Source organism: Pseudomonas fortuita, from assembly GCF_026898135.2.
GTDB lineage: Bacteria > Pseudomonadota > Gammaproteobacteria > Pseudomonadales > Pseudomonadaceae > Aquipseudomonas > Aquipseudomonas fortuita.
In genome coordinates this window covers 2848491-2872912 of sequence record NZ_CP114035.2, presented here as the reverse complement: position 1 = coordinate 2872912, position 24422 = coordinate 2848491, and the positions used below count along the sequence as shown (strand labels likewise).

The window sequence follows — 24422 nt, the reverse complement described above, 5'->3', positions numbered from 1 at the left end:
GCCCAGGAGCAACTCCATGTACACCGGCATCGTTCAGGCCGTCCGCCCTCTGCTTGATGTGACCACCTACCCGGGCCACAACCAGTTCACGATCGACCTCACCCCGGAACTGCTCGACGAATTGAAGATCGGCGCCAGCGTCAGTGTCGAAGGCACCTGCCTGTCGGTCACCGAAATCGCCGGCACCCAAGTCAGGTTCGACGCCATGACCGCCACGCTCGAACGCACCAACCTACGCTTCTTCAAGGCGGGCCAGGGGGTCAACATTGAACGTTCGGCGAAAATGAACGCCGAAGTCGGTGGCCACCTGATGGCCGGCCATATCGCCACCACCGCCGAAATCGTCGAACTGTCGATCAAGGAAACCGGCGCCTTCATCAAGTTCCGCATGCCCCCGGAATGGGGCAAGTACGTGTTCCCACGCGGTTTCATCGGGGTCAATGGCTGCAGCCTGACCGTCGCCGATGTCGACGACAACGTCATCACCATCAACCTGATCCCGGAAACCCTGCGCCAGACCACTTTTGCCAGCTACAAGGCCGGCGATCAGCTCAATATCGAGGTCGATCACCAGACCATGGTGCTGGTTGATGTGGTAGAACGCACCATCAAAGGCACCCTGGCCCGCGAAAAACTGCTGCCCTGAGGCCTGGCCATGCTGCCCAACGCCCTTCCCGCGCGCACGGCCAGGCGGCTACGCCTGCAAGTGTTGCGTGGCCGTGTCGGCCTTGGCCTGGTCGCTGGTTTGTCAGTGCTGGCTGGCATGACCGATGCCATCGGCCTGCTGGCGTTGGGCGACTTCGTGTCGTTCATGAGTGGCAATACCACACGCCTGGCCGTGGCCATCAGTGAGGCAGACCTTGCGCTGGTGCTGCGCCTGAGTGGCGCGATACTGGGCTTCGTCGCTGGCAATGCGCTGGGCGTGCTGCTGGCCCGTGGCTTGCGCCGCCGGGCCTGGCCCGTGTTGCTGATGGTTGCGGTACTGCTGGCGTTCGCAGCGGCGTGGCCGTTGGCGGCCACCTTCCCGGCATTGTTGGCCGCCACGCTGGCCATGGGCATGATCAATGCCGTGGTTGAACAGGTGAACGGCCTGCCTATCGGCCTGACTTACGTCACCGGCGCCCTGTCCCGCTTCGGCCGTGGCCTGGGCCGTTGGCTGATGGGCGAACGGCGCAACGGCTGGCGGGTGCAGCTGGTGCCCTGGGCCGGCATGCTGCTGGGGGCCGCGTTGGGCGCCTGGTTGCAGCAGCGCCTGGGCCTGCAGGCACTGGCTGGCAGTTGCGCGCTGGCCTGCGTGCTGGCCCTGGTGTCGCGGTTCATACCGCGCGGCTGGCAGCGTGGCTACATGCCGCGCTGATCAATCAATGCGCGGGTGCTGCTGTGCCAGGGTCTGGCGCTTGGCTTCCAGCTCGGCGATCTGCGCATCGATGTCTTCGATCTTTTGCTCGATGTTGTCGTGGTGCTCCTGCAACAGCTCGCGCGCTTCATCAATGTCCGATGCCGCCGGTGCCGCGCCGCGCAGCGGCTTGTTGGCGGTTTCCTTCATGGTCAACCCAGTCAGCAAGCCAATAGCTGCGATCACCATCAGGTAGTAGGCCGGCATGTACAGGTCGCCCGTGCTCTCCACCAGCCAGGCAGTGAGCGTCGGGGTGAGCCCGGCGATCAGCACCGAAATGTTGAAAGCAGCCGCCAAGGCGCTGTAGCGGATGTGCGTAGGGAACATAGCCGGCAGCGTCGAGGCCATCACACCGATGAAGAAGTTCAGCAGCACGGCAATGATCAGCAGCCCGGCAAAAATCACCCCCAGCACGCCGCTGTTGATCAGCATGAACGCCGGGATGGCCAGGGCGAACAGGCCGACACTGCCCACGATAATGAACGGCCGGCGGCCGAACTTGTCGCTGAGCAGGCCGATCACAGGCTGCACGAACAGCATGCCAACCATGATCGCAATGATGATCAGCACGCCATGGTCTTCGCTGTAATGCAGGTTGTGCGACAGATAGCTCGGCATGTAGGTCAGCAGCATGTAATAGGTGACGTTGGTGGCAATCACCACGCCGATGCAGGTCACCAGGCTGCGCCAGTGCTGTGTGGCCACTTCCTTGAACGACACCTTGGGGCCGGAGGCCAGGCCTTCGCGGTCGCCCTGCTCCAGCTTGTCGACATGCTGCTGGAACGCGGGTGTTTCTTCCAGCGCATGGCGCAGGTAAAGGCCGATGATGCCAAGCGGCAAGGCCAGGAAGAACGGCAGGCGCCATCCCCATTCAAGGAACTTTTCTTCGCCCAGTATGGTGGAAATCAGCACCACCACCCCCGCGCCCAGCACAAAGCCGGCAATCGAGCCGAAGTCCAGCCAGCTACCGAGAAAACCCCGCTTGCGGTCGGGGGCGTATTCGGCCACGAAGATCGACGCGCCTGTGTACTCGCCGCCCACCGAAAAACCCTGGGCCATCTTGGCCAGCAGCAACAGGATGGGCGCCCAGATGCCGATGCTGGCATAAGACGGTATAAGGCCGATGGCAAAGGTGCTGAGCGACATGATGACGATGGTGGCGGCGAGGATTTTCTGCCGCCCGAACTTGTCGCCCAATGCGCCGAAGAACAACCCGCCCAACGGCCGGATCAGGAACGGCACCGAGAAGGTGGCCAGCGCTGCGATCATCTGCACACTGGGGTCGGCGTTGGGGAAAAACACCTTGCCCAGGGCATAAGCCACGAAGCCGTATACGCCAAAGTCGAACCACTCCATCGCATTGCCCAGCGCGGCAGCGGTGATGGCCTTCTTCATCTTGGCGTCGTCGACGATGGTGATGTCCTTCAGCCCGATTGGCTGGACGCGTTTCTTGCGAGGTTTCATACCCGTATCCCTGTCGATGAATGCTCTAAGGGATCAGATACAACGGGACACTAAATAATTCAGCGCTTACTGATTTTTTGTGCATTTGCGCCGCATCACCAACAGTGCAGACAGAAAAGCCGCTGCAGTAGCAGCGGCTTTTTCATACCGAGCCCCGGGCTTCAGATACCTTCGCGCGCCAGGTCCATGGCGAAGTAGGTCAGGATCAGGTCGGCACCGGCACGCTTGATCGCGCCGATGCTTTCACGCACCACCCGGCCTTCATCGATGGCGCCCGCGAGGCCGCCGAACTTGATCATTGCGTACTCACCACTCACCTGATACGCCGCCAATGGCAGGCGCGAGGCGGCGCGGATGTCGGCGATCACGTCAAGGTAGGCACCGGCCGGCTTGACCATCAGCACGTCCGCCCCTTCCTGTTCGTCCAGCAGCGATTCGCGCACCGCTTCGCGGCGGTTCATGGGGTTCATCTGGTAGCTCTTGCGGTCGCCCTTCAGCGCGGTGCCACCGGCTTCACGGAACGGGCCGTACAGCGACGAGGCGAACTTGGTGGAGTAGGCCATGATCGCGGTGTCATGGAACCCGGCACCATCCAGCGCGCGACGGATGGCCTGGACCTGGCCGTCCATTGCTGCCGAGGGGGCGATGAAGTCGGCACCGGCAGCGGCGGCAATGACCGCCTGCCTGCCCAGGTTGGCCAGGGTGGCATCGTTGTCCACGCCATGGTCATGCAGTACGCCGCAGTGGCCGTGGCTGGTGTATTCGCAGAAGCAGGTGTCGGACATCGCCACCATTTCCGGCACGGTGTCCTTGCAGATGCGCGACATGCGCGCGACCAGGCCGTTTTCGTTCCAGGTGTCGCTGCCGGTGGCGTCCAGGTTGTGCGATACGCCAAAGGTCATCACCGACTTGATACCGGCGCGGGCATAGCGTTCGATTTCCCGGGCCAGCAGCTTCTCGGGGATGCGGTTGACCCCGGGCATGCTGGTAATCGGCACGAAGTCATCGATGCCCTCTTCGACAAAGATCGGCAGGATCAGGTCTTCCAGGCGGAATTCGGTTTCCTGGAAGATCGTGCGCAGGGACTCGTTCTGGCGCAGGCGGCGTGGACGAACGGACGGGAATTGGTTGGACATGACAGCTCCAGGGCATTTTGAACGGCGTATACCTTATGCCTGTCGCGCGCCAGTGAAAAGGCTAAATGACGAGATTGTGTCTTGCGTCAATGGCAATGGCCAGGTTTAGCCTGTGCCGGCCCCTTCGCGGGTGAACCCGCTCACGCAGAACAAACGCTGATTTACAGATTTAGCGGTGACTCTGTGGGAGCGGGCTTGTCCCGCGAACCCCGGCGCAGCCGGGGCCATGCATCGCGTTGCCCGGATGTAGCCTGACAAGATACGGGAAAAGCCTCACAAAGTTGTGAGGCGCCTGCAACGCCTCACTGCAACCAGGGCGGCGTGGGCTCCTCTGCCTTGACCACTCCATGCTCAGCCTCGTCACGCGCTGCACGGCGGCGTGCATCATCCAGCCGAGCGGCGTCGATCTCGCGCATCACCCCGGTCACGTCAGCTTCATGTTCGTCATCCTCGAACACCCCCGTCAACGGGCTGTCGGGCAGCAAATCACCGGCCTCGAATAACGCCCACATCTCCTGCGCATACCGGGTGCTTTTCAGCTCCGGGGCAAAGCGCCCGAAATAATGGGCCATGTTGTCCACATCGCGCTGCAGCATGCTGAAAGCGTGGTTGTTGGCGGCTGCATCCACCGCCTGCGGCAAGTCGATGATCACCGGCCCGTCCGGGCCGAGCAGCACGTTGAACTCGGACAGGTCGCCATGCACCAGGCCCGCACATAGCATCAGCACAATCTGGCGAATGACAAAAGCGTGGAACGTGCGGGCTTCCTCGGCGTCCAGGTGCACGTCGTTCAGGCGCGGGGCCGCGTCGCCATCGGCATCGGTCACCAGCTCCATCAACAGCACGCCGTCCTGGAAGTCGTAGGGCTTGGGCACCCTTACACCAGCACCGGCCAGGCGGAACAATGCGGCAACTTCGGCGTTCTGCCAGGCATCTTCGGCTTCTTTACGGCCGAACTTGCTGCCCTTGGCCATGGCCCGGGCCTGGCGGCTATTACGCACCTTGCGGCCTTCCTGGTATTCGGCGGCCTGGCGGAAGCTGCGCTTGTTGGCTTCTTTATAGACCTTGGCGCAGCGCACCTGGTTGCCGCAGCGCACCACGTACACGGCGGCCTCCTTGCCACTCATCAGCGGCCGCAGTACTTCGTCGACCAGGCCGTCTTCGATCAGGGGTTCGATTCTTTTGGGTGTCTTCATCAGGCTGTGTTCGGGGTCCTGGCTGTGATGGGGGACATCCTCTCACAGCCGGGTGCGACTTGCTCGTCTGTCTTCAGCCCAGGCTGATCAAACGCCCTGCCCTGCGCTGTTCATCGGCACGCCGCGCGCCCGTCGGCGCGTGACCAGCAAGCCTGAACATACCACCAGCACCGCCAGCACCATGGTCGACACCACTTCCACCCGGTGATCTGGACGCAGGAGCATCACTACCAGCACGCTGAAGATGAACACGATCACACCCCAGGTCAGCCACGGGAACAGCCACATGCGGTAACCCAGCGTCTTGCCCTGTGCGGTCAGGCGCTGGCGCAGGCGCAGCTGGGACACCGCGATGACCAGGTACACCAGCAAGGCGATGGCGCCCGAGCTGGCCATGAGGAAGCCAAATACCTTGGCCGGCACCAGGTAATTGGCGATCACTGCCAAAAACGCCGCACCGGTGGAGAGCAGCACCGCGACCACAGGCGTGCCACTGCGGCTGGTCACCTGGGCACAGGTCGGTGCATCACCGCGACAGCTCAGCGAGTACATCATGCGCGAAGCGGTATACAGCGAAGAGTTCAGGCAACTGGTGACCGAAGTCAGCACCACAAAGTCGATGATGGCCTTGGCATTCGCCACGCCCAGGGTGTCCAGCACCGTGACATAGGACCCCTCGGTCGCCAGGCGCGGGTCAGTCCAGGGGACCAGCGCGATGACGATGAATATCGACAGGATATAGAACAAGGTGATCCGCCAGATCACCGAATTGGTGGCCTTGGAAATATGCTTGCCCGCATCAGAGGATTCAGCTGCGGCAATGGTCACCACCTCGGCGCCGAGGAACGAGAACATGGTGATCAGCATGGCGCTCAGCACCGCGCCAAAGCCATTGGGCATGAAACCGCCGGTATCCCACAGGCGCGAAACACCACTGACACCGGAACCGGGCAACAGGCCAAAAATGGCGCACACACCCAGTGCAATGAACGCGACGATGGCCACCACTTTTACCAGTGCCAGCCAGAATTCGAACTCACCGTAGTTCTTCACGCTGAACAGGTTGGTGGCCGTCAGCAACAAGGTAATCACCAACGACAAGACCCAGATCTCCATCTGCGGGACCCAGGAATTGATGATGGTGGCGGCAATATTGGCTTCGATGGGAATGATCAGTACCCAGAACCACCAGTACAACCAACCGATGGTATAGCCCGCCCACTTGCCGATGGCGAGGTCGGCATAGGTAGAAAACGAACCGGTATCCGGCGAAGCAACCGCCATTTCGGCCAGCATGCGCATCACCAGCACCACCAGGCCGCCGGCCAGGATGTAGGCCAGGATGGTGGCCGGCCCCGCTTCAGCAATGGCACGACCAGAGCCGACGAACAGGCCGGCGCCGATCACACCGGCAATGGACAGCATGGTGACATGCCGTGATTTCAATCCATGACTCAAATTGTTCTTGTGGGTTTGCATGGCACTACCTTGTTGTTTTTGTCATGCCCACGCTGGGGCCGCCGGCTGCACGGTGGCCGACGCAGGCGCGAAAAAGCCCGCCCTGCCCTGAGTGCAGGGCAGTACGGGTTGAGTAAGCGGAAACCGCAGAACGTACTGCGGTATCGTCAGCTGGCCGCCCGCTGGCGGGCCGCCAGGTCCGCCTTGGGGGCATTGCCACCTGCGCGAGTGACCTGCTCACACACCTTCTCGACGATGTAGGCGCCGATCGGGATGGCTGAAGTGGCAGCCGGCGACGGTGCGTTGCACACGTTGACGCTGCGCGCGGTGTTGACGAACAGGAAATCGTCGATCAGCTTGCCATCGCGCGACACCGCCTGGGCACGCACGCCGGCCGGGTAAGGCGTGAGGTCGGCCTTGGTGATACTCGGGCAGTACTTCTGCACCTGCTTGAGATACCCGCCCTTGAACAGCGAGTTTTTCATCTCGATCAGGCCTGGGCGGAAGTTCTTCGCCAGCACCTTGAGAATGCCGGGGGTGGTCAGGGTCTGGAACAGGTCGCCGGGGCTGACATCGGTCTTGCGGTAGCCCTCGCGCTTCATCGCCAGTACGGCGTTGGGGCCAACCGTGACGGTGCCATCGATCATGCGGGTCAGGTGCACGCCCAAAAACGGCATCGACGGGTCGGGAATCGGGTAGATCAGGTGGTTGACGATCTGGTTGTGCTGTTTGGGCAGCAAGTAGTACTCGCCCCGGAACGGACAGATGACAAACTCGGTGCGCAGGCCCAGCATGCTGACCACGCGGTCGGCCATCAGGCCCGAGCACGTGACCAGGAAACGGCTACGGAACTCGTCGCGCTGAGTGCGCACGACCACTTCGCTGGCGTGCTCCTGCAGGCCGATCACCTCTGCGCCATAGCGAATCTCGCCGCCGGCACGCTGGAATTCTGCGCCCATTGCAGCGGTTACTTCGGCGTAATTGACGATGCCGCTGGACGGCACGAAGATGCCCCCCATCCCCACGATATTGGGCTCGCGTTCGCGCAGTTCGTCTGCCGACAGCCAATAGCGCTCCAGCCCGTTGGCCGCGGTACGCTCCCACAGCGCTTTCATGCGCTGCATTTCCAGCTCGTTGGTGGCCACCAGCAGCTTGCCGCACTCATCGAAGCGGATGCCGTGCTGGGTGCAGAAGGCCTTGGTGGCCTTGTTGCCTTCCAGGCAGAAGCGCGCCTTGAGGCTGCCGGGGGTGTAGTACACGCCAGCGTGAATAACGCCGCTGTTGTGACCGGTCTGGTGGCGGGCCGGGCCGGATTCCTTTTCCAGCAGGAGAATCTTCGCCTCCGGGTACACCTTGATCAGGTGCATGGCCGTGGACATGCCCACAATGCCACCGCCAATAATGATGAAATCGTACACAGCCTTACCTCACACGCAGGCATTGCCTGGCTCGCTCACCAAGGCCCACGCGGGGCCCGGTGGCATCATTTTGTGCAAAGACGCATGGGCGGGCGCCCGCCCTGCGTCCTGTCATTATTGCCCGCGCTGGTACAGCGGTTTGGGGAACGCGACGTAACCCCGCTGGCGCATCAGTTCACGGCGCAGGCCTTCGTGTGGGGTGAAGCGGTCGCGGCCATGCAGCCAGAACAGGTTGTTGATCAGCAGGAAGCTACCCACCGCCACCGGCACCGAAACCTTCTTCGCGCTGCCTTCCAGCGAATCGGACAGGGCGTTCAGCCAGATGCCTTCTTCATAGTTTTCCGGCTGCACGAACTGGTCAATGTAGCGCATGGTCGGGCGGCCTTCGCCGTCGGTGTCGAATACCGAGTGGAACACATCTTCGGCGACCTTCTTGCTCGGCGGCGCGGTCCAGCGCATTTCGCGGCGGGCCATCGGGTGGCGGAAGAATTCCTCGCATTGCTCCCAGTCGTCCAGGTGCAGCAGCAGGGAGTTACCGCCTTCCATGTTCTTTTCGTCGATCTTCAGCATCAGCACGTAATCGGTGATCTGGTTCACGAAGGTGCCGTCGTTGTGCAGTTCCATGACCCGATGCGGCTGGCGCAGGTAGCTGTCGGAGTTGTCGGAGTTGACTACCACAAAGCGGGCATAGAACTGGCCGCTCATGGCGTCGTAGTTGGAGCGGCCGATCAGGTGTGCGCAAGCGGTGGTGAACTTGACCATGTCCTCGGCCTGGCTCACGTCATCCAGGCCCACCGGGGTAATCAGCATGCCGCCGGTGGCGCGATCAAGGATGGTGTTGAGCAGCACCGGGCGCAGGGTGCCCTGGCACAGCTCGTCAAGGATTTCACCCAGCCGGAAGCGCAGGAACGACTTGTACTCCAGCGCCTGAACCGGCCACTGGGCAACGGCCTCGACGAACGCTTCGACAGTTTCCCGGGCGAAAGTCAGTTCAAGCAGGCGCGGCGACTGTTTCGAAGGGGCAATCGTGTAACCACGGGGCTCGAGCGGCAGTGGCATCACAAGTTCGTCGATCTGCGTAAAAGCGTTCATGGCAGTGTCCTGGCAAAAAAGTGGAAAGCGCCGTCCGGTTGTGACCTGGATCAGTGCGGGCGAGGTAAAAGTATCGCCACTAGATGAAAATGTCTACATTTTTGTATTTGAGCGACACTTATGTTTTTTATCCACTGTTTTTCGTCGGCAGACGGTTTCGGTATGATCGCCAAAACGTTTTGAGGAACAGGATCTTGGAAGCGCTCGCCCCCCGACAAAACTCAGCATTCAGCGGGTATGAGAGGCTCAAGAAGGACATCATCCGTGGCGTGTTCAAGCCCGGCGAAAAGCTGTTGATGAGCGCCCTGAAGGAGCGCTACGACCTGGGCGTGGGCCCGCTGCGCGAAGCGTTGTCGCAACTGGTGGCAGAGCACCTGGTCAATGCCATCAGCCAGAAAGGCTACCGGGTGGCGCCCATGTCGCTGGACGAGATGAACGACATCTACGATGCCCGTGCCAACCTGGAGGCGATGATCATTGCCCTGGCCATCGAGCGCGGCGACGACACCTGGGAAGCGTCAGTGCTGGCCCACTCGCATACCCTGGCCAAGGTGGTGGAAGTGAAAACCCGCGAGCAGCGCCTGGATGTGTGGGACGAGCGGCATAAGGCGTTTCATACCGCCATTGCCTCGGGCTGCGGCTCCAAGCATCTGCTGCAGGCACGCACCTACCTGTTCGACCAGGCCGAGCGCTACCGCCACCTGTGGCTGACGCAGACGGTGTTCTCCGAACAGGCCCTGGAGCTCAAGCGCCAGGAGCATGCGGCGCTGGTCGAGGTGATTCTCGCCCGCGACGCCAAGCGCGCCAGCGCCATGATGCGCTCGCATCTGATGACGCCGGTGCCGATCATTGCGCAGATCATGCATGCCGAAGGTATCGGCGCCCGCTGAAACACCACGCCGCTTGCTACGCGGGTGAACCCGCGAAGAGGCCAGCGCAGGTAAAAGACGCTAGATGAATTTTTCTTAAATCGCCGGTTGTCTATTCTTTGGCACAATCAAATCTCCATTAGATGCCCAGGAACCAGCATGCCTCGCGTACTGACCATCGAAGACGACGCCGTCACCGGCCAGGAAATCGTCGCCGAACTTACCAGCCACGGCCTGGAGGTGGAGTGGGCCGACAATGGCCGTGAAGGCCTGGCCAAAGCCATTGCCGGGGGCTACGACCTGATCACCCTGGACCGCATGCTCCCCGAGGTCGATGGCCTGACCATCGTCACCACCCTGCGCAGCCTCAAGATCGCCACGCCGATCCTGATGATCAGCGCCCTGTCGGACGTCGACGAACGCGTACGCGGCCTGCGTGCAGGCGGTGACGACTACCTGACCAAACCGTTTGCCTCCGACGAGATGGCCGCACGTGTCGAGGTATTGCTGCGCCGTAACAGCGTGCCCATGACCCAGACCCGCCTGCAGGTTGCGGACCTGCAACTGGACCTGATCAGCCACGAGGCGCGCCGCGGCGACAATACGCTCAACCTGCTGCCCACCGAATACAAACTGCTGGAATACCTGATGCGCCACAGCGGCCAGGTGATCACGCGGATGATGATTTTCGAAGAAGTCTGGGGCTACCACTTCGATCCCGGCACCAACCTGATCGACGTGCACATCGGCCGCCTGCGCAAGAAAATCGACGCCCCCGGCCAGTCGCCGCTGATCCGTACGGTACGGGGCTCCGGCTATGCCATTGCTGAACCCGTCTAAAGGCTGGAGCTCTTCCACCAGCCGCCTGCTGGCGCTGTACAGTTTTCTGTTCGTGGCCTGGAGCAGCATCCTCATGGGCGTGCTGTACTTCGAGGTGTCCAGCTACCTGAACAAGCTCACCCGCCATTCAATGCTGCAGCGCCAGCATCTGTTCGCACACATGAGCGGCAAGCAGCTGGACGACGCCCTGATTGCCAGCCAGGCCTTCGAAGAACGCAGCTTTGATGCCTATGGCCTGTTCGACACCCAGCTCAACCCGATTGGCGGCAGTGTGCGTACCCTGCCCCCGGAGCTCAGGCTGGACGGCAAGATCCATGAGTTGAAACGCTGCCTGGATGCCGACGACCCACACCTTCCCCGCGACAGCTGCGATGCGGTGGCGATCAAAGTGCAAGATGGCCGCTGGCTTGTACTGTTCCGCGATAACGGCTCACTGTTCGTGGTTACCCGGATCATTCTCGACGCCCTGCTCTGGGGTATCTCCTTGACGCTGATCCCAGGTTTTGCCGGCTGGTACTTGTTGCGCCGCCGGCCGCTAAAGCGTATCCGCGCGATCCAGGCCCAGGCCGAGCTGATCGTTGCCGGCGACCTGACCCACCGTCTGCCCTTGTCGGCCCGGCGCGACGAGCTGGACATGTTGGCCGCCATCGTCAACGCCATGCTCGACCGCATCGAGCGGCTGATGCATGAGGTCAAGGGTGTGTGCGACAACATTGCCCATGACCTGCGTACCCCGCTTACACGCCTGCGTGCCCAGCTGTACCGCATTCGCCAGCAGAGCGACGTCGACTCCACGCAAGCCGAGGCGCTGGACCAGGCCATCGGCGAAACCGACACCCTGATGGCGCGTTTTCGCGGGTTGCTACGCATCAGCGAACTGGAAGATCGCCAGCGCCGGGCCGGCTTCGTCCAGCTTGACCCCCATGAACTGCTGGTCGAACTGCACGACTTCTACCTGCCTTTGGCCGAGGATGGCGGCATCCACCTGGAGTTGCACCAGCCCGCACAGCTGCCGGCACTGCACGGTGACCGCGAACTGCTGTTTGAGGCCCTGGCCAACCTTGTGGGCAACGGTATCAAGTTCACGCCCGAGGGTGGGCAAGTGCGCATTTGCGCAACACACGACGACACCGGTGTGCACCTGGCTATCGAGGACAGCGGGCCGGGCATCCCCGAAGAAGAGCGTACGGCCGTGCTGAAGCGGTTCTATCGCAGCGAGGAAGGTCACCGCCACGCGGGCTTCGGGCTGGGTCTGTCGATCGTTGCCGCGATCGTTGACCTTCATGGGTTTGGACTGGAGATAGGCGCCAGCGAGCTGGGTGGCGCCAGGCTGGTACTGCATTGCCCATTGATAGGGGTATCAAAGTAACGGCTGGGCGCCTCGCCCAGCAGACGCTTGAACACGGTCGCAAAGGCGCTCGGGCTGCTGTAGCCAAGCGCCATCGCGACGCGCGTGACGGGCTCACCCTTTCCAAGCCGAACCACGGCATCCAGCAAGCATGCCTGCTGGCGCCATTCGATAAAGCTGATCCCGGTGTACAAGCGAAACTGGCGTGTGAACGTGCGCCGGCTCATGCATGCCCATTGCGCCATTCCATCGATACCTGTTTGCAGCGAGGGTGCCGCCAGAAACGCCTTGCATGCCTGGGCAAGGCGCGGTTCCTCGGGGATCGGCGCATTCAGCGAAAGCGCCGGCATGTCGGCAATCTCATGCAGCAGCAAGCCCATCAAGCAGGCATGACGCCCCTGTAGGGGGTGCTGGGCAGGCACTTCGATCGCCTTCTCAAGCAGTTGCTGCACCAATGGGGAAACGGCGAAGACCTGGCAATGCCGAGGTAGGCCGACCCGCTCGGCTGCCTGCGGGCAAATGTAGGCATTGAGCATGATGACCGGGCCGCGCATCTGCATTGCATGGGCCAGTCGCGCAGGCACCCAAATGGCCCGCAACGGCGGCACAGCCCAGTTGCCCGCTTCAGTTGCCACTGTGATCACGCCGCAGGCGGCAAAGGCAAACTGCCCTCGATCGTGACGGTGTTTCGGGAAAGATTCGCCGTCGGCAAAAGCCTTCCTTGTAACCACCACTTCACACAGCGTGTTGCCGTACAGCGTGTCTTCAGCGTTTGTCATGGCCTGATTTTAATCAGATTTGACCTTCAATTGAAAGCGGGCCAAACCGCTGGCCGGCATATTAACGGAAGCGTCAAGGCGCACTGCCGCGACATCAGTAGATTGCCAAACCATGCACAGAAAACACATGATCCTTGCCGTCCTGGTTACAGCCCTATGGGGCCTCAACTTCCCGCTCACAAAACTGGGTTTGGCCCACATAGACCCACTCCTGCTCACAGGCTTACGCTTCGCACTGTGCGCATTGCCGTGGGTGTTTTTTGTGAAGCGCCCGAAGGTCGCTGTCCATTGGCTAGCTGCATATGGCCTGATCTTTGGCGTAGCGATGTGGGCACTGATCAATCTCGGGATCGCCATGGGGGTGCCAGCCGGCAGCGCCTCGCTACTGATTCAGTTCAGTGCATTTTTTACCCTGGCGTGGGGCTGTTTACTGTTTCGCGAACGCCTGACCGGCACCCAATTGGTCGGCATCGCGCTGGCGGCAACAGGGTTGGTTGGCATTCTGGCAGTAAGCCCCGGCAAAACCACGACCACAGGTTTGCTGCTGCTCTTGATCAGCGCGCTAGCCTGGAGCATCGGCAACGTCATCATCAAGCTGTCAAAGGTGAAGGAGATATTTGCCTTCGTCATATGGGCCAGCCTTTTCGCGCCAATACCTTTGCTGTCGCTGGCCTGGTGGCTGCATGGCACAGCCGCGTTCGTGGCACTGGCAGCGCAGGCGAATGCCGTCGTGGTCTTTTGCCTGTTATTCCAGGTGTATGCCGCAACACACTTTTGCTACTGGGGATGGAATTACCTGTTGCGCGAATACCCAGTGTCCAGGGTAGCGCCGCTTTCGCTGCTGATTCCGGTTTTCGGCATCGCCAGCTCAGCCTTGATCGTGGATGAGGTGCCTAGCGGGTGGGAGTGGCTGTGTATTGCCCTGATCTTATCGGCGCTGGCGGTCGGCATGAAGCCAGGGCGAGCGGTACTGGGCAGCAAACCGGTGGCTGCTGTTCACTAGCGTGTCGCGAAAGGGCTGCATGGCAGCCCCTTCGCGCCATTGGATCAGTCAGCCAGACGCCAGGTAGTAGAGCCTTTGCTGTCTTCCAGTACCACACCCATGGCGGTCAGCTGGTCGCGAATACGATCAGACTCGGCCCAGTTCTTGTCCGCACGAGCCTGCAGCCGCGCCTGTATCAGGCCTTCCACCTCGTCAGCATCGACCTTGCCTTCGGCACCCGCACGCAGGAAGTCATCGGCTTCCAGTTGCAGCACACCCAGCACTTCACCCAGCTCGCGCAGGCGGCCAGCCAGGCCGGCAGCAGCCTGCGGGTCGCTGTCGCGCAGGCGATTGATTTCCCGCACCAGGTCGAACAGCACGGCGCAGGCTTCGGGGGTACCGAAGTCGTCGTTCATCGCCACACTGAAACGCTCGACAAACGCCTCGCCGCCCTTGGCCGCCACCCGTGGCAAACCACGCAAGGCGTGGTAGAAGCGCTCAAGCGCGCCCTTGGCGTCGCGCAGGCTGTCTTCGGAGTAGTTGATCGCGCTGCGGTAGTGGCTGGCCACCAGCAGGTAGCGCACCACTTCTGGGTGGTACTTCTCGAGCACATCGCGGATGGTGAAGAAGTTGTTCAACGACTTCGACATCTTCTCGCCGTTGATCCGGATCATGCCGCAGTGCATCCAGGCGTTGGCGTACTGCTTGCCAGTGGCCGCCTCGCTCTGGGCAATCTCGTTCTCGTGGTGCGGGAATTCCAGGTCGCTGCCGCCGCCGTGAATGTCGAAGCTCTCACCCAGGCAGCAGGTGGACATCACCGAGCACTCGATGTGCCAGCCCGGACGGCCCGGGCCCCATGGCGATTCCCAGCTCGGTTCGCCGGGCTTGACGCCCTTCCACAGCACGAAGTCCAGCGGGTCCTGCTTGGCTTCGTCGACCTCGATGCGTGCACCGATGCGCAGGTCTTCGATTTTCTTGCGCGACAGCTTGCCGTAGGCGACGAACTTGCCGACGCGGTAGTACACGTCGCCATTGCCCGGGGCGTAAGCATAACCCTTGTCGATCAGGGTCTGGATCATTGCGTGCATGCCGGCGATATGGTCGGTGGCACGCGGCTCCTGGTCTGGCGGCAGGATGTTCAGGCGGCGCTCGTCTTCATGCATCGCATCGATCATACGAGCAGTCAGGGCTTCGAAGCTTTCACCGTTCTCGTTGGCGCGGTTGATGATCTTGTCATCGATATCGGTGATGTTGCGCACATAAGTCAGCTCGTAGCCGCTCTTGCGCAGCCAGCGGGTGACCAGGTCGAAGGCCACCATGCTGCGGCCATGGCCCAGGTGGCAGTAGTCGTATACGGTCATGCCGCACACGTACATGCGCACCTTGTTGCCATCCAGCGGCTTGAAGGTTTCCTTCGCTTTGCTCAGGGTGTTGTAAATGGTAAGCACGGCGTTTCCTCAGCTGCCCCAGGAGTCACGCAGGGTGACAGTGCGGTTGAACACCGGGCGGCCCGGCTGGCTGTCTTTCAGGTCGGCGCAGAAGTAGCCTTCGCGCTCGAACTGGAAACGGTCCTCAGGCTGCGCCTGGGCCAGCGAAGGCTCGGCACGGCAACCGCTGAGCACTTGCAGCGAGTCTGGGTTGATGTTGTCCAGGAAGCTGCCGCCCTCCTCGGTCTTTTCCGGGTTCGGCGAGCGGAACAGGCGGTCGTACAGGCGCACTTCGCACTCGACGCTGCCCTCGGCCGGCACCCAGTGGATCACGCCCTTGACCTTGCGGCCTTCAGGGTTCTTGCCCAGGGTGTCCGGGTCGTACGAGCAACGCAGCTCGACGATAGTGCCGTCGGCGTCCTTGATGGCCTCGTCGGCGCGGATCACGTAGCTCCCGCGCAGGCGCACTTCACCGGCCGGCTCCAGGCGCTTGTAGCCCTTCGGCGGCTCTTCCATGAAGTCATCGCGGTCGATGTACAGCTCGCGTGCGAACGGCAGCACACGCACGCCCATGTCTTCTTTAGGGTGGCGCGGCAGCTCAAGTTGCTCCACCTGGCCTTCCGGGTAGTTGGTGATGACCACTTTCAGCGGGCGCAGTACGCACATGGCGCGCGGTGCGGTGCGGTCCAGGTCGTCACGGATGCTGAATTCGAGCATCGACATGTCGACCACGCCGTCGGAGCGGTTGGTGCCGATCATTTCGCAGAAGTTGCGGATCGAAGCCGGGGTGTAGCCACGGCGACGGAAGCCGGACAGGGTCGACATGCGCGGGTCGTCCCAGGCGTCGACGTGCTTTTCGTCAACCAGCTGCTTGAGCTTGCGCTTGGACGTGATGGTGTAGTTCAGGTTCAGGCGGCTGAACTCGTACTGGCGCGGGTGCGCCGGCACGGGCAGGTTGTCGAGGAACCAGTCGTACAGCGGACGATGCCCTTCGAACTCCAGGGTGCAGATCGAGTGGGTGATGCCCTCGATGGCGTCCGACTGGCCGTGGGTGAAGTCGTAGTTGGGGTAGATGCACCATTTGTCACCGGTCTGGTGATGGTGGGCATGGCGGATGCGATACAGGATCGGGTCGCGCAGGTTCATGTTTGGCGAAGCCATGTCGATCTTCGCCCGCAGCACGCGCTCGCCGTCCTTGAACTCGCCGGCCTTCATGCGGGCGAACAGGTCGAGGTTTTCTTCCACGCTACGCTCGCGGAACGGGCTGTTCCTGCCCGGCTCCTTGAGATTGCCGCGGTATTCCTTGGCTTGATCAGGGGTCAGGTCGCAGACATAGGCCTTGCCACGCTTGATCAGCTCGAGCGCCCATTCGTGCAGCTGGTCGAAGTAGCTGGACGCATAACGCACGTCGCCGGCCCAGTCGAAGCCCAGCCATTTGACGTCGCTCTGAATGGCGTCGATGTATTCCTGGTCTTCCTTGGCCGGGTTGGTGTCATCGAAACGCAGGTGGCAGACGCCCCCGAATTCCTTGGCCAGGCCGAAGTTGACACAGATCGACTTGGCATGACCGATGTGCAGGTAGCCGTTGGGCTCCGGCGGGAAGCGGGTGACGATGCTGCTGTGCTTGCCCGAGTCCAGGTCGGCCTGGATGATCGGCCGCAGGAAGTTCGCAGGGACAGCGGGGGCGCCTTTGGCAGCGGCGTTGGGCGCGTTGTCGGCAGTGGGCTTGCTCATAGGATCCTTGAATGCACGTGTCCGGCCTGGGTAGGCCGATTGAAACAAAGGGCCTATCATAGCCGAAGCAGTCAAGCTGCTGACAGTCGGGCCCGGACAAACTGGCGTGATTTATCACGGCTTTTTGCCGCAGCCTGGCAAAATGGCCAGTGCGCGCCATGTGTCGTGATCGCCTGAACATGCGTCAGGTGATAACCGGCGCCCTGCGCACCCTAATTCCCGATTGCCTTGAAAAAGCGAGTTTCAGCATGTCCAAAGTCAAACTGACCACCAACCACGGCGACATCGTCATTGAACTGAACGCTGAAAAAGCCCCGATTACCGTGGCCAACTTCATCGAATACGTCAACGCAGGCCACTACACCAACACCGTGTTCCACCGCGTGATCAAGGGCTTCATGATTCAGGGCGGCGGTTTCGAGCCAGGCATGAACGAAAAGCGCGACAAGCGTGCCAGCATCCAGAACGAAGCTGACAACGGCCTGAAAAACGCCAAGTACACCATCGCCATGGCTCGCACCATGGAGCCGCACTCTGCTTCGGCGCAGTTCTTCATCAATGCCTCGGACAACGACTTCCTCAACCACAGCGGCAAGAACGTACAGGGCTGGGGCTACGCGGTATTCGGTGAAGTGATTGAAGGCCGTGAAGTGGTTGATGCCATCGAGAAGGTCGCCACCGGTTCCAAGGCTGGCCACCAGGACGTACCAAAAGAAGACGTGATCATCGAGAAAGCCGAGATCATTGGGTGATACTGCTGATCTCCGATCTGCATTTGCAAGAAGAGCGCCCGGACATTTCCCGGGCGTTTCTTGATCTGCTCGACGGCCGTGCCCGCCACGCCAAGGCGTTGTACATCCTGGGCGACTTCTTCGAAGCGTGGATTGGCGACGATGCCATGACGCCCTTTCAGCAGTCGATCTGCCAAGCCATGCGCCGGCTGAGCGACAGCGGTACAGCCATCTTCCTGATGCATGGCAACCGTGACTTCCTGATTGGCCAGGCTTTCTGCGACGCTGCGGGCTGCACGTTGTTGAGCGACCCCAGTGTGATCGAGCTGGGCGGTGAACAGGTGCTGCTGATGCATGGCGACACCTTGTGCACCCGCGACCTAGGTTACATGAAAATGCGCCGCTTGCTGCGCAACCCGCTGAGCTTGTGGGTCTTGCGTCACCTGCCGCTGTCAGCCCGCTACAAGCTTGCGCGCAAACTGCGCAGCGAAAGCAGCACGCAAGTGCGGATGAAGTCCACCGAAATTGTCGACGTCACACCGGAGGAAGTACCCAAGGTGATGGCGGCGCATGGCGTGCGCACGCTGGTGCATGGCCATACCCACCGGCCAGCGATTCACAAGCTGGTGGTTGATGGGGAACCGGCACGGCGCATCGTGCTGGGCGACTGGGACCGCCGCGGCTGGGCCTTGCAAGTAGATGAGCAAGGGTTTCAGCTGGCGCCGTTCGAGTTTGCCTGACATTACAGGACTGGCGGTACCGGCCCTTTCGCGGGCAAGCCCGCTCCCACCGGTACACCACAAGTATGAAAATCTGTGGCGTACCTGTGGGAGCGGGCTTGCCCGCGAAGAGGCCAGAATGCCTTACTGCTGAACCACCGCCCCTTTGTCCCGCTCACTGATCACCACTTCCCGGTACTCCGGGTCTGCCTTGATCTGCGCCTCGGTAAACGGAATCACCGCCAGTTGCTTGGCCGCAAATGCCTTGGTCTGGTCACTGGCATGGGCTGAAGCCGCTTCGCTCGACTGGGAGAATGCCAATAACCCACGAGCCTCTGGCCCTTTGTCGGTGAAGCTGACCAGTTGCAGGTAGCTGGTACCGCTGACCACCAACCGCTTGCCCTGCCCGTGCGGCACACTGTACATCGCGTTGTACACGCCCAGAGCCTGCGGACCACCGGGTACCGGCGTGCCATCGAGCGACTGCTGCACCTGCCCCCAACGCGTCCCCTCCGCGACACCGCTGTCGTTCACCTGCTTGAGCGACGCCAGTGCCGCGTCATGCACCCGTTTGCGCACGGCCGCCTGCTCCACCGCCAGACCACGGGGCGTGTGCTGCGGGTCTGCCGGGTCAAAGGCCACACGCCAGCTTTCCGGGTGCTCGGCCAGGGCAGTGAACAGGTTCTGGAAATGCACCAGACCAATGCCACTGTCGAGGTCGGCCTTGCCATTCCAGGCAGCCAGGCTGCTGCACACGGCCTGTACCTCTATGGCGGCGCCCTGGCACCATTGCAGCAGGTCTGGCAGCACCAGGCTGGCCAGGTAAACCTCGTCGTCGGTCACCATGCGCTGCAAGTCATCAACGCTCAGCCTTGCCGTGCCCTGCAGGCGCTGCAGGGCGAAACGGCCGCGCATGCCCAGCGGCTGGTCACTGCGGCTGATCAAGGGTGAATAGCCGGTCAGCGGCTGCGCCGGGTTGGCCAACCAGGCCGGGTCGTTGGAGTTCTGCACGAAGTCCTCGCGTTCAAGGCTCGGCAGCAGTCGCGCCGGGAAGATTCCCGGTTGCGCAGCGTTCGCGTCGATCTTCCATTGGCAGGCGCTACGCGAGCCGTCCAGCACCACTACGGGCCCCTGCCCTTGCGGGGTGCTGCAAGCGCCGAGCAGTTGCTGATCCACATATGGCACCACCGATTGGTTCAGGTACAACGCCCGCCCCCCTGGGTCCACGGCCAGGGTGTTGACCCAAGGGATACCCTGCAACTGCTCGACCGAGCCTTTCAACGCTGCCAGGTTATCGGCACGATTGATCTGGTACCACTGTTGCAGCACCCGGGTGTTGTCGAGGTTGGCGTCACGCAAGCTGTAGGCCACATGCGCATCCCAATCCAGGCGCCCGGGCCATTGCACCACCGGGCCGAATTGCGAACTGTAGACCTGCCGCTCCACCTGACCGAGGCTGCCATCCTCAGCCTTGACGGCAACGCTGATGGTTTGCCGGGCCAATGGCAGCGACTTGCCATCCAGCAGGTAGCGGGTCGGGTCCTTGGGGTCGAGCTGCAGCCGGTACAAAGTGAAGTGTTTGGACGTGTCGACGGTATGCGTCCAGGCCAGGTGCCTGTTGAAACCAATGTTGACCACCGGCAGGCCCGGCAATGCCGCGCCCATCACATCGAGCTGGCCGGGAATGGTCAACTGCATCTGGTAGAAGCGCATGCCGCCCATCCACGGGAAATGCGGGTTGGCCAGCAACAGGCCACGGCCATTGGCCGAACGCTGTGCCCCGACCGCCACCGCATTACTACCGCGCTCCGTGGCAAAGCGCGCTTGCCACGCCAGCGCAGCGGCGAAGCCTGCCGGCGCCTGCTGGCGAGCCTGTGCAGGGGGTTGCGCGCCTGCCAGCGCCTCGACGAACTGCCCGACGCCACCCTCGGCCAACAGGCGACGGGTCAGCTTGACCAGGTCCTGGCTGGTGATCGGTCGCAACCACTCACCGTTACCGCATTCGGCGGGTAGCCCCCCGCGGCGGCGCTCGGCCAGCGCCCGGTTGTAGCCGCTGGCGTAACCCGCCAGCAATGCTTGCACCTGCGCCGGCTGCGCCTGCAGGAACGTATCGACCGCCACTGGGCTGTTGAGCCAAGTGAAAAACACGTCGCTGGCCAGGTTGTCACGCTGCTCCAGGGTCTTGCCGTTGGCACCAAAATGGCGTGAGCGCTCACCACTGACGGTCAGCACCTCGTTGGCCAGCAGGCACAGGTTGTCCTGGGCATAGGCATAGCCGACGCCATAGCCCAGGCCGCGCTCATCCTTGGCCACGATATGCGGCACCCCGTAACTGGTTCGACGAATCTGCGCGCTGGCATCAGTGGCGGGCTGCGCGTGTACGGCAACGCTCACCGCCAACAGCGCAGCGGCCAGGCCTGCGCACGCCATGGGATGGGAAAGTGGAAACACGGGCACTCCTCGGGTTCGGGCTCTATCCCGATCAGACGAATGGCCAGATGAAAATTTTACGTGTTACCGGGCAATGGAACGTCTTGAAGAAGAACACCATTTTTTTTACGGGTGGGTTGCAGTTTTTGCGTTCTCATTCGTCCTAGTTAGTGAGGCAACCACATTTCGGGTTCGTCCACGAAAAGGAGCATTCACATGTACAACCCGCAACCCTCGACCCAGGCCGGGCGCGTCCCAGGCAAAGCGCCCAACGGACAGGACGTTTTTTCTGAAGAACGCATCGGCAACGAACAGATCCGCGAGCTCCTGCGTACTTTCGGTCTGCGTACCAGCCTGATCCGGCTCAAGGTGATCGATGCCCTGCACACCGCCGACCGCAATGGCCGCAGCATTGGCGTACGCGGCGTGCACGCACAACTGGAACAACTGGACATACCGCTGTCGTTCCTCAGCGTGCGTGAAGTGCTAAAGCGGCTGTGCACCGAAGGTGTCATCGAGTTGGGCAACGACAAGTGCTATAGCCTCAACGCCCAGGCGCGCGCCGTACTGGAGCAGGCATCCTCGCGTTAAGCGCATGGCCGGCCACACTTGGCCGGCCCGCAGGGGTCAGGGTTTGACCTTGCGCCGCAGGATGCCGTTGATCACCACGACCACCACAGCGATGGCGATGGCCAGCATCTGAAAGGTCTGCTCACTGATCGTGCCCTGCTTCTGCAGGTGGGACAGGCCCAGCATCAGGCCTAGTACCACCAGGATGATCAGAAGGGAATATTTAAGGCGCTGCACGTGTGTCATCGAAAGTTCCTTGCAACATCAGGGGCAAATGGCTCGCAACGAGCCGCGCCAATGATACAACGCCCACAGGGCCCGGCGCTGCATTTCCTGCTGGGTAGGGTGGCGACTGCCTGAAAGCATGGGGCTTCAAGCACCCATGCCGGAGGCACCATGTACAAACCCCTGCTGTTCGCGTCCCTGATTCTGACCCCGCTTTCCCTTCACGCGCTGGACACCCGCGAAGTAAAGGCGGCGCAACTGCTTGAGCTTGGCCGCGACCTGGAGCGCCATGCCGGCGCCAGCCAGTGGCAACAACTGTGGCAGCGCGTGCGCCAGGCCGGCTACCTGCAGGCTCAAGGCGCGCCGCTGCACTTCAGCGCCCCCATGGCCCTGTTGCCTGAACTGGCGCGGCTGACCTTGGCCCAAGCCGATCATGTGCAACCGCTGCACCAGACCCAGGCGCTGTATCGCCGCAGTTTTTCCGACACGGTCATCGGTCAGCGCGGCGGCCAGCCACTGCATGCCTTGTGCCTGGTGGTCGACTGGCGGACGCTGCCAGAAAGCATGCTCGCCTCCCCCCAGGCCTACCTGCGCAGCGCCAGCCTGCTGAGCAGTTACCCCTGCAACTGAGGGTACCCCGCCCCATCACTCGATGAGCGTAGCGCCCTTATGGGTAATCAACCGCCACAGCCACATGCTGAAGACACGTCCTACACCGCAGGATATCGCTGCCTGCAATCCCTGTTCACCGAGGCTACAAACCGCACCCCATATGTCGCCTAGCGACGCGCGGTGGCTGTCACACAGAATTTGCTCACACCGTCGACATAACGCCGCTGGTGATCGGGTCGCACATCCCCCCATCCAGAAGGAGCGCCATATGGAATTACCAGACTTGAGCCTCATCGATATCAGCCAACTGCCCCATTCGCTGCAGGCCCTGGTCGACTGTATCGGCATCGACAACGCCTACCAGTTGACCTGCGCCTACGGCGGCAGGCCCAAATACATCCCCAAGTACCGCGAACGCACCAAGCTGGCCGACGTGCTGCCAGCCGAGGCGCTCGACGCATTGATCAAACGCTTTGCCGGGGTAGCCCTGGAAATCCCCAAGGCTGACCACTTTCTGCGCCAGTTGCGTAACCAGCAGATCCAGAAGGAAAGCGCCGATGGCCTTTCACGCAGCCTGCTGGCGAACAAGTACGGTCTGAGCTTGCGTCAGATCGGCAACATCCGCCGTCAGGAGAACTACGCCCGCTGACGGCCAACCCGTTAGGCCGCCACAGGTGGCCACTTTTCCCTTCAACAACAAGAGCAATCAAGCATGTCGATAGACAACAGCCTCATCGGATCCGTGATCAACGCCTTGCCAATGGATCGCATGATCGCAGGTCCCCTGCAGGCCATGGTCCAGGCACAGGTTACTGCGAGCAAGTCATACGCCGACTTCCTGATGCAGGTGTGCGTGCAGGACGGCAAGGCCGTCGCCATCCAGTTCGACTACGACGAAACCATCGTCGACGAACAGGGTGAATACAAAGGTGTGGTCAGCAAGACCATGAAGGTGCCGCTGCTTGCGGCCATCACGCACCCGAACATTTCCATCGAGGAAGGCAATGTCGAGTTCGAACTGGTCATCAACCAGATGTCGGAAGACACTTCCAGCAAGGACATGAGTGCCGATCTGACCGGCTCTTTGGGCTGGGGGCCATTCAGGCTGAATGTGAAAGGCAGCGTCAGCCATAAGTCCACACAAACCCGCAAGACCGACACCCGCGCCCGCTACGCCTTCAATACCACGCTCAAGCGCCAGGAGCCGCCTGAAGCAATGATGAGGGTGATCGAGTTCCTGACCGATGCGGCAACCAAGCCAACGGTGGTCAGAACCGCCGAACTGAAAAGCCAGGACGAGATTTCCCAGGCCGATACCTTGAAAGGTCCTGCTGCCGATGTAACTACCGGTACTGCTTGAGACGCTCCCTGCCCCGCAAAACAGCCCCCCTGGCCAGCGCCGGGGGGCACACCTGGCCTGAGGAGTCGAACCCATGAACAAGCCCCCTGCCCCGATGACCTCCATTGACCTGCGTGAGATCACCCGTGGCCTGCAAGAAGCCGCCAGCGCCACCAACAGCCTGATTGCACAACAGTACATCAACCTGTTCGACCAGTTCTTCGAGTGCGACAGCGACGCCTTGGGCGCCCCCATGAAAGCCAAGATGGTCGAGGTGGCCATGGATGGGCAACACATCATGCGCGTCCCCCTGTTTGCCTTGGTATCGCCCAAGGGCCTGGCCCTGGAGCGAATGCAGGTCGACCTCTCGGTACGGGTTAAAGGGACCGAAGCGCAACAGGCACTGCAGACCGCAAGCGAGAACAAGACTGCAAGCTTCAAGGTCACCATCGGCGGTCAAGGCCGTCAGGGCGAAAGCCGTGACCCTGACGAAGTACAGATCCGCATGCAGTTCCAGGCCAGCGAACCGCCGGAAGCCCTGAACCGGCTGATAGACGAATACACCAACCTGATCGTCCCGGTACGTGCCCCTGATCCGCAGCCCTCACCCGATACCAATGAATTTATCGAGGCGGCCACCGTCCGTTGACGGCCGCC

The 24422-nt window shown here is 61.8% G+C and carries 24 protein-coding genes; 13 read left to right on the top strand and 11 right to left on the bottom strand.

All coding sequences use genetic code 11. The annotated features are described in order from the left end of the window. The first annotated feature begins 16 nt into the window (after positions 1–16). Together OZ911_RS13235 and OZ911_RS13230 are read left to right on the top strand one after the other, a co-directional pair. Positions 17–646 (top strand): riboflavin synthase subunit alpha, encoded by a 630-nt coding sequence (locus OZ911_RS13235; protein ID WP_095115087.1) that lies wholly within the window; start codon positions 17–19, stop codon positions 644–646. 9 nt (positions 647–655) lie between these two features. Next, positions 656–1357: a YoaK family protein gene (locus OZ911_RS13230; RefSeq protein ID WP_016486560.1), complete on the top strand. Its 702-nt coding sequence runs from the start codon at positions 656–658 to the stop codon at positions 1355–1357. Here OZ911_RS13230 and proP read toward each other — a convergent pair whose 3' ends face one another. From proP to glaH, 6 genes are all read right to left on the bottom strand, one after another. Beyond that, positions 1358–2860 (bottom strand): glycine betaine/L-proline transporter ProP, encoded by a 1503-nt coding sequence (gene proP / locus OZ911_RS13225; protein WP_023047996.1) that lies wholly within the window; start codon positions 2858–2860, stop codon positions 1358–1360. It abuts the gene before it with no gap. A 161-nt stretch (positions 2861–3021) separates the two neighbouring features. After that, entirely contained in the window at positions 3022–3996 is a 975-nt protein-coding gene (gene hemB, locus OZ911_RS13220; RefSeq protein ID WP_268968675.1) for a porphobilinogen synthase, read from the bottom strand. Between the two features lie 302 nt (positions 3997–4298). After that, positions 4299–5192, bottom strand: coding sequence for a PA4780 family RIO1-like protein kinase (locus OZ911_RS13215; RefSeq protein WP_023047994.1), 894 nt, complete (start codon positions 5190–5192; stop codon positions 4299–4301). Positions 5193–5279: 87 nt separating this feature from the next. Next, positions 5280–6671, bottom strand: a complete 1392-nt coding sequence (gene gabP / locus OZ911_RS13210; RefSeq protein ID WP_023047993.1) for a GABA permease — start codon at positions 6669–6671, stop codon at positions 5280–5282. Between the two features lie 146 nt (positions 6672–6817). After that, positions 6818–8068 carry an L-2-hydroxyglutarate dehydrogenase gene (gene lhgD / locus OZ911_RS13205; protein WP_016486555.1) on the bottom strand — a complete coding sequence of 417 codons (1251 nt, stop codon included), beginning with the start codon at positions 8066–8068 and terminating at the stop codon, positions 6818–6820. A 114-nt stretch (positions 8069–8182) separates the two neighbouring features. Continuing rightward, complete coding sequence (gene glaH / locus OZ911_RS13200; RefSeq protein ID WP_023047992.1) at positions 8183–9160, bottom strand: glutarate dioxygenase GlaH; 978 nt, start codon at positions 9158–9160, stop codon at positions 8183–8185. A gap of 194 nt (positions 9161–9354) precedes the next feature. Here glaH and csiR point away from each other — a divergent pair, with 194 nt between their 5' ends. The 3 genes from csiR (at position 9355) to OZ911_RS13185 (ending at position 12238) form a co-directional block, all read left to right on the top strand. Beyond that, the gene (gene csiR / locus OZ911_RS13195; protein WP_016486553.1) at positions 9355–10050 is read left to right on the top strand and encodes a DNA-binding transcriptional regulator CsiR; all 696 of its coding nucleotides are present in this window, start codon (positions 9355–9357) and stop codon (positions 10048–10050) included. 138 nt (positions 10051–10188) lie between these two features. Next, complete coding sequence (locus OZ911_RS13190; RefSeq protein ID WP_016486552.1) at positions 10189–10869, top strand: response regulator transcription factor; 681 nt, start codon at positions 10189–10191, stop codon at positions 10867–10869. After that, the gene (locus OZ911_RS13185; RefSeq protein ID WP_070086506.1) at positions 10847–12238 is read left to right on the top strand and encodes a sensor histidine kinase; all 1392 of its coding nucleotides are present in this window, start codon (positions 10847–10849) and stop codon (positions 12236–12238) included. Before OZ911_RS13190 ends, OZ911_RS13185 begins: the two co-directional genes overlap by 23 nt. On the opposite strand, the gene OZ911_RS13180 is transcribed toward OZ911_RS13185, so the two are convergent. After that, positions 12151–12996 carry an AraC family transcriptional regulator gene (locus OZ911_RS13180; protein ID WP_016486550.1) on the bottom strand — a complete coding sequence of 282 codons (846 nt, stop codon included), beginning with the start codon at positions 12994–12996 and terminating at the stop codon, positions 12151–12153. The two genes, OZ911_RS13185 and OZ911_RS13180, sit on opposite strands and share 88 nt — an antisense overlap. A gap of 112 nt (positions 12997–13108) precedes the next feature. On the opposite strand from OZ911_RS13180, the gene OZ911_RS13175 reads away from it, so the two are divergent. Continuing rightward, complete coding sequence (locus OZ911_RS13175) at positions 13109–13999, top strand: EamA family transporter (RefSeq protein WP_031311993.1); 891 nt, start codon at positions 13109–13111, stop codon at positions 13997–13999. A 44-nt stretch (positions 14000–14043) separates the two neighbouring features. Here the strand turns inward: OZ911_RS13175 and cysS are convergent, their stop codons facing one another. Then, positions 14044–15426, bottom strand: a complete 1383-nt coding sequence (cysS, locus tag OZ911_RS13170; RefSeq protein ID WP_023047990.1) for a cysteine--tRNA ligase — start codon at positions 15424–15426, stop codon at positions 14044–14046. 9 nt (positions 15427–15435) lie between these two features. Further along, entirely contained in the window at positions 15436–17139 is a 1704-nt protein-coding gene (locus tag OZ911_RS13165) for a glutamine--tRNA ligase/YqeY domain fusion protein (protein ID WP_016486547.1), read from the bottom strand. Positions 17140–17387: 248 nt separating this feature from the next. On the opposite strand from OZ911_RS13165, the gene OZ911_RS13160 reads away from it, so the two are divergent. Both OZ911_RS13160 and OZ911_RS13155 read left to right on the top strand, forming a co-directional pair. Next, complete coding sequence (locus OZ911_RS13160; RefSeq protein ID WP_031311992.1) at positions 17388–17891, top strand: peptidylprolyl isomerase; 504 nt, start codon at positions 17388–17390, stop codon at positions 17889–17891. After that, positions 17888–18610 (top strand): UDP-2,3-diacylglucosamine diphosphatase, encoded by a 723-nt coding sequence (locus OZ911_RS13155; protein ID WP_016486545.1) that lies wholly within the window; start codon positions 17888–17890, stop codon positions 18608–18610. Before OZ911_RS13160 ends, OZ911_RS13155 begins: the two co-directional genes overlap by 4 nt. A 123-nt stretch (positions 18611–18733) precedes the next feature. Here OZ911_RS13155 and pvdQ read toward each other — a convergent pair whose 3' ends face one another. Continuing rightward, positions 18734–21040: a bifunctional acylase PvdQ gene (pvdQ, locus tag OZ911_RS13150; protein ID WP_070086507.1), complete on the bottom strand. Its 2307-nt coding sequence runs from the start codon at positions 21038–21040 to the stop codon at positions 18734–18736. Between the two features lie 195 nt (positions 21041–21235). Between pvdQ and OZ911_RS13145 the strand changes: the two genes are divergently transcribed. After that, a complete protein-coding gene (locus tag OZ911_RS13145; RefSeq protein ID WP_016486543.1) occupies positions 21236–21610 on the top strand; it encodes a fe2+ zn2+ uptake regulation protein in 375 nt (124 codons plus the stop codon). A 36-nt stretch (positions 21611–21646) separates the two neighbouring features. Here the strand turns inward: OZ911_RS13145 and OZ911_RS13140 are convergent, their stop codons facing one another. After that, a complete protein-coding gene (locus tag OZ911_RS13140) occupies positions 21647–21835 on the bottom strand; it encodes a hypothetical protein (RefSeq protein WP_003248064.1) in 189 nt (62 codons plus the stop codon). A 150-nt stretch (positions 21836–21985) separates the two neighbouring features. Here OZ911_RS13140 and OZ911_RS13135 point away from each other — a divergent pair, with 150 nt between their 5' ends. The 4 genes from OZ911_RS13135 (at position 21986) to OZ911_RS13120 (ending at position 24414) form a co-directional block, all read left to right on the top strand. Beyond that, the gene (locus tag OZ911_RS13135; protein ID WP_023049269.1) at positions 21986–22444 is read left to right on the top strand and encodes a hypothetical protein; all 459 of its coding nucleotides are present in this window, start codon (positions 21986–21988) and stop codon (positions 22442–22444) included. A gap of 250 nt (positions 22445–22694) precedes the next feature. Continuing rightward, on the top strand, positions 22695–23075 hold the full coding sequence (locus tag OZ911_RS13130) for a Mor transcription activator family protein (protein ID WP_016486541.1): 381 nt from the start codon (positions 22695–22697) through the stop codon (positions 23073–23075). Positions 23076–23138: 63 nt separating this feature from the next. Further along, on the top strand, positions 23139–23786 hold the full coding sequence (locus OZ911_RS13125) for a DUF2589 domain-containing protein (RefSeq protein WP_016486540.1): 648 nt from the start codon (positions 23139–23141) through the stop codon (positions 23784–23786). Between the two features lie 73 nt (positions 23787–23859). After that, positions 23860–24414 carry a DUF2589 domain-containing protein gene (locus OZ911_RS13120; RefSeq protein WP_016486539.1) on the top strand — a complete coding sequence of 185 codons (555 nt, stop codon included), beginning with the start codon at positions 23860–23862 and terminating at the stop codon, positions 24412–24414. Positions 24415–24422: the final 8 nt, after the last annotated feature.

Bases quoted from the DNA above. Each gene is read 5' to 3' on its own strand.
- OZ911_RS13145 (WP_016486543.1), top strand. From the start codon at position 21,236: ATGTACAACCCGCAACCCTCGACCCAGGCCGGGCGCGTCCCAGGCAAA.
- OZ911_RS13185 (WP_070086506.1), top strand. From the start codon at position 10,847: ATGCCATTGCTGAACCCGTCTAAAGGCTGGAGCTCTTCCACCAGCCGC.
- OZ911_RS13190 (WP_016486552.1), top strand. From the start codon at position 10,189: ATGCCTCGCGTACTGACCATCGAAGACGACGCCGTCACCGGCCAGGAA.
- OZ911_RS13125 (WP_016486540.1), top strand. From the start codon at position 23,139: ATGTCGATAGACAACAGCCTCATCGGATCCGTGATCAACGCCTTGCCA.
- hemB (WP_268968675.1), bottom strand. From the start codon at position 3,996: ATGTCCAACCAATTCCCGTCCGTTCGTCCACGCCGCCTGCGCCAGAAC.
- OZ911_RS13215 (WP_023047994.1), bottom strand. From the start codon at position 5,192: ATGAAGACACCCAAAAGAATCGAACCCCTGATCGAAGACGGCCTGGTC.
- OZ911_RS13120 (WP_016486539.1), top strand. From the start codon at position 23,860: ATGAACAAGCCCCCTGCCCCGATGACCTCCATTGACCTGCGTGAGATC.
- OZ911_RS13165 (WP_016486547.1), bottom strand. From the start codon at position 17,139: ATGAGCAAGCCCACTGCCGACAACGCGCCCAACGCCGCTGCCAAAGGC.
- glaH (WP_023047992.1), bottom strand. From the start codon at position 9,160: ATGAACGCTTTTACGCAGATCGACGAACTTGTGATGCCACTGCCGCTC.
- OZ911_RS13230 (WP_016486560.1), top strand. From the start codon at position 656: ATGCTGCCCAACGCCCTTCCCGCGCGCACGGCCAGGCGGCTACGCCTG.
- gabP (WP_023047993.1), bottom strand. From the start codon at position 6,671: ATGCAAACCCACAAGAACAATTTGAGTCATGGATTGAAATCACGGCAT.
- OZ911_RS13175 (WP_031311993.1), top strand. From the start codon at position 13,109: ATGCACAGAAAACACATGATCCTTGCCGTCCTGGTTACAGCCCTATGG.
- OZ911_RS13135 (WP_023049269.1), top strand. From the start codon at position 21,986: ATGTACAAACCCCTGCTGTTCGCGTCCCTGATTCTGACCCCGCTTTCC.
- OZ911_RS13140 (WP_003248064.1), bottom strand. From the start codon at position 21,835: ATGACACACGTGCAGCGCCTTAAATATTCCCTTCTGATCATCCTGGTG.
- OZ911_RS13160 (WP_031311992.1), top strand. From the start codon at position 17,388: ATGTCCAAAGTCAAACTGACCACCAACCACGGCGACATCGTCATTGAA.
- proP (WP_023047996.1), bottom strand. From the start codon at position 2,860: ATGAAACCTCGCAAGAAACGCGTCCAGCCAATCGGGCTGAAGGACATC.
- OZ911_RS13130 (WP_016486541.1), top strand. From the start codon at position 22,695: ATGGAATTACCAGACTTGAGCCTCATCGATATCAGCCAACTGCCCCAT.
- OZ911_RS13235 (WP_095115087.1), top strand. From the start codon at position 17: ATGTACACCGGCATCGTTCAGGCCGTCCGCCCTCTGCTTGATGTGACC.
- OZ911_RS13180 (WP_016486550.1), bottom strand. From the start codon at position 12,996: ATGACAAACGCTGAAGACACGCTGTACGGCAACACGCTGTGTGAAGTG.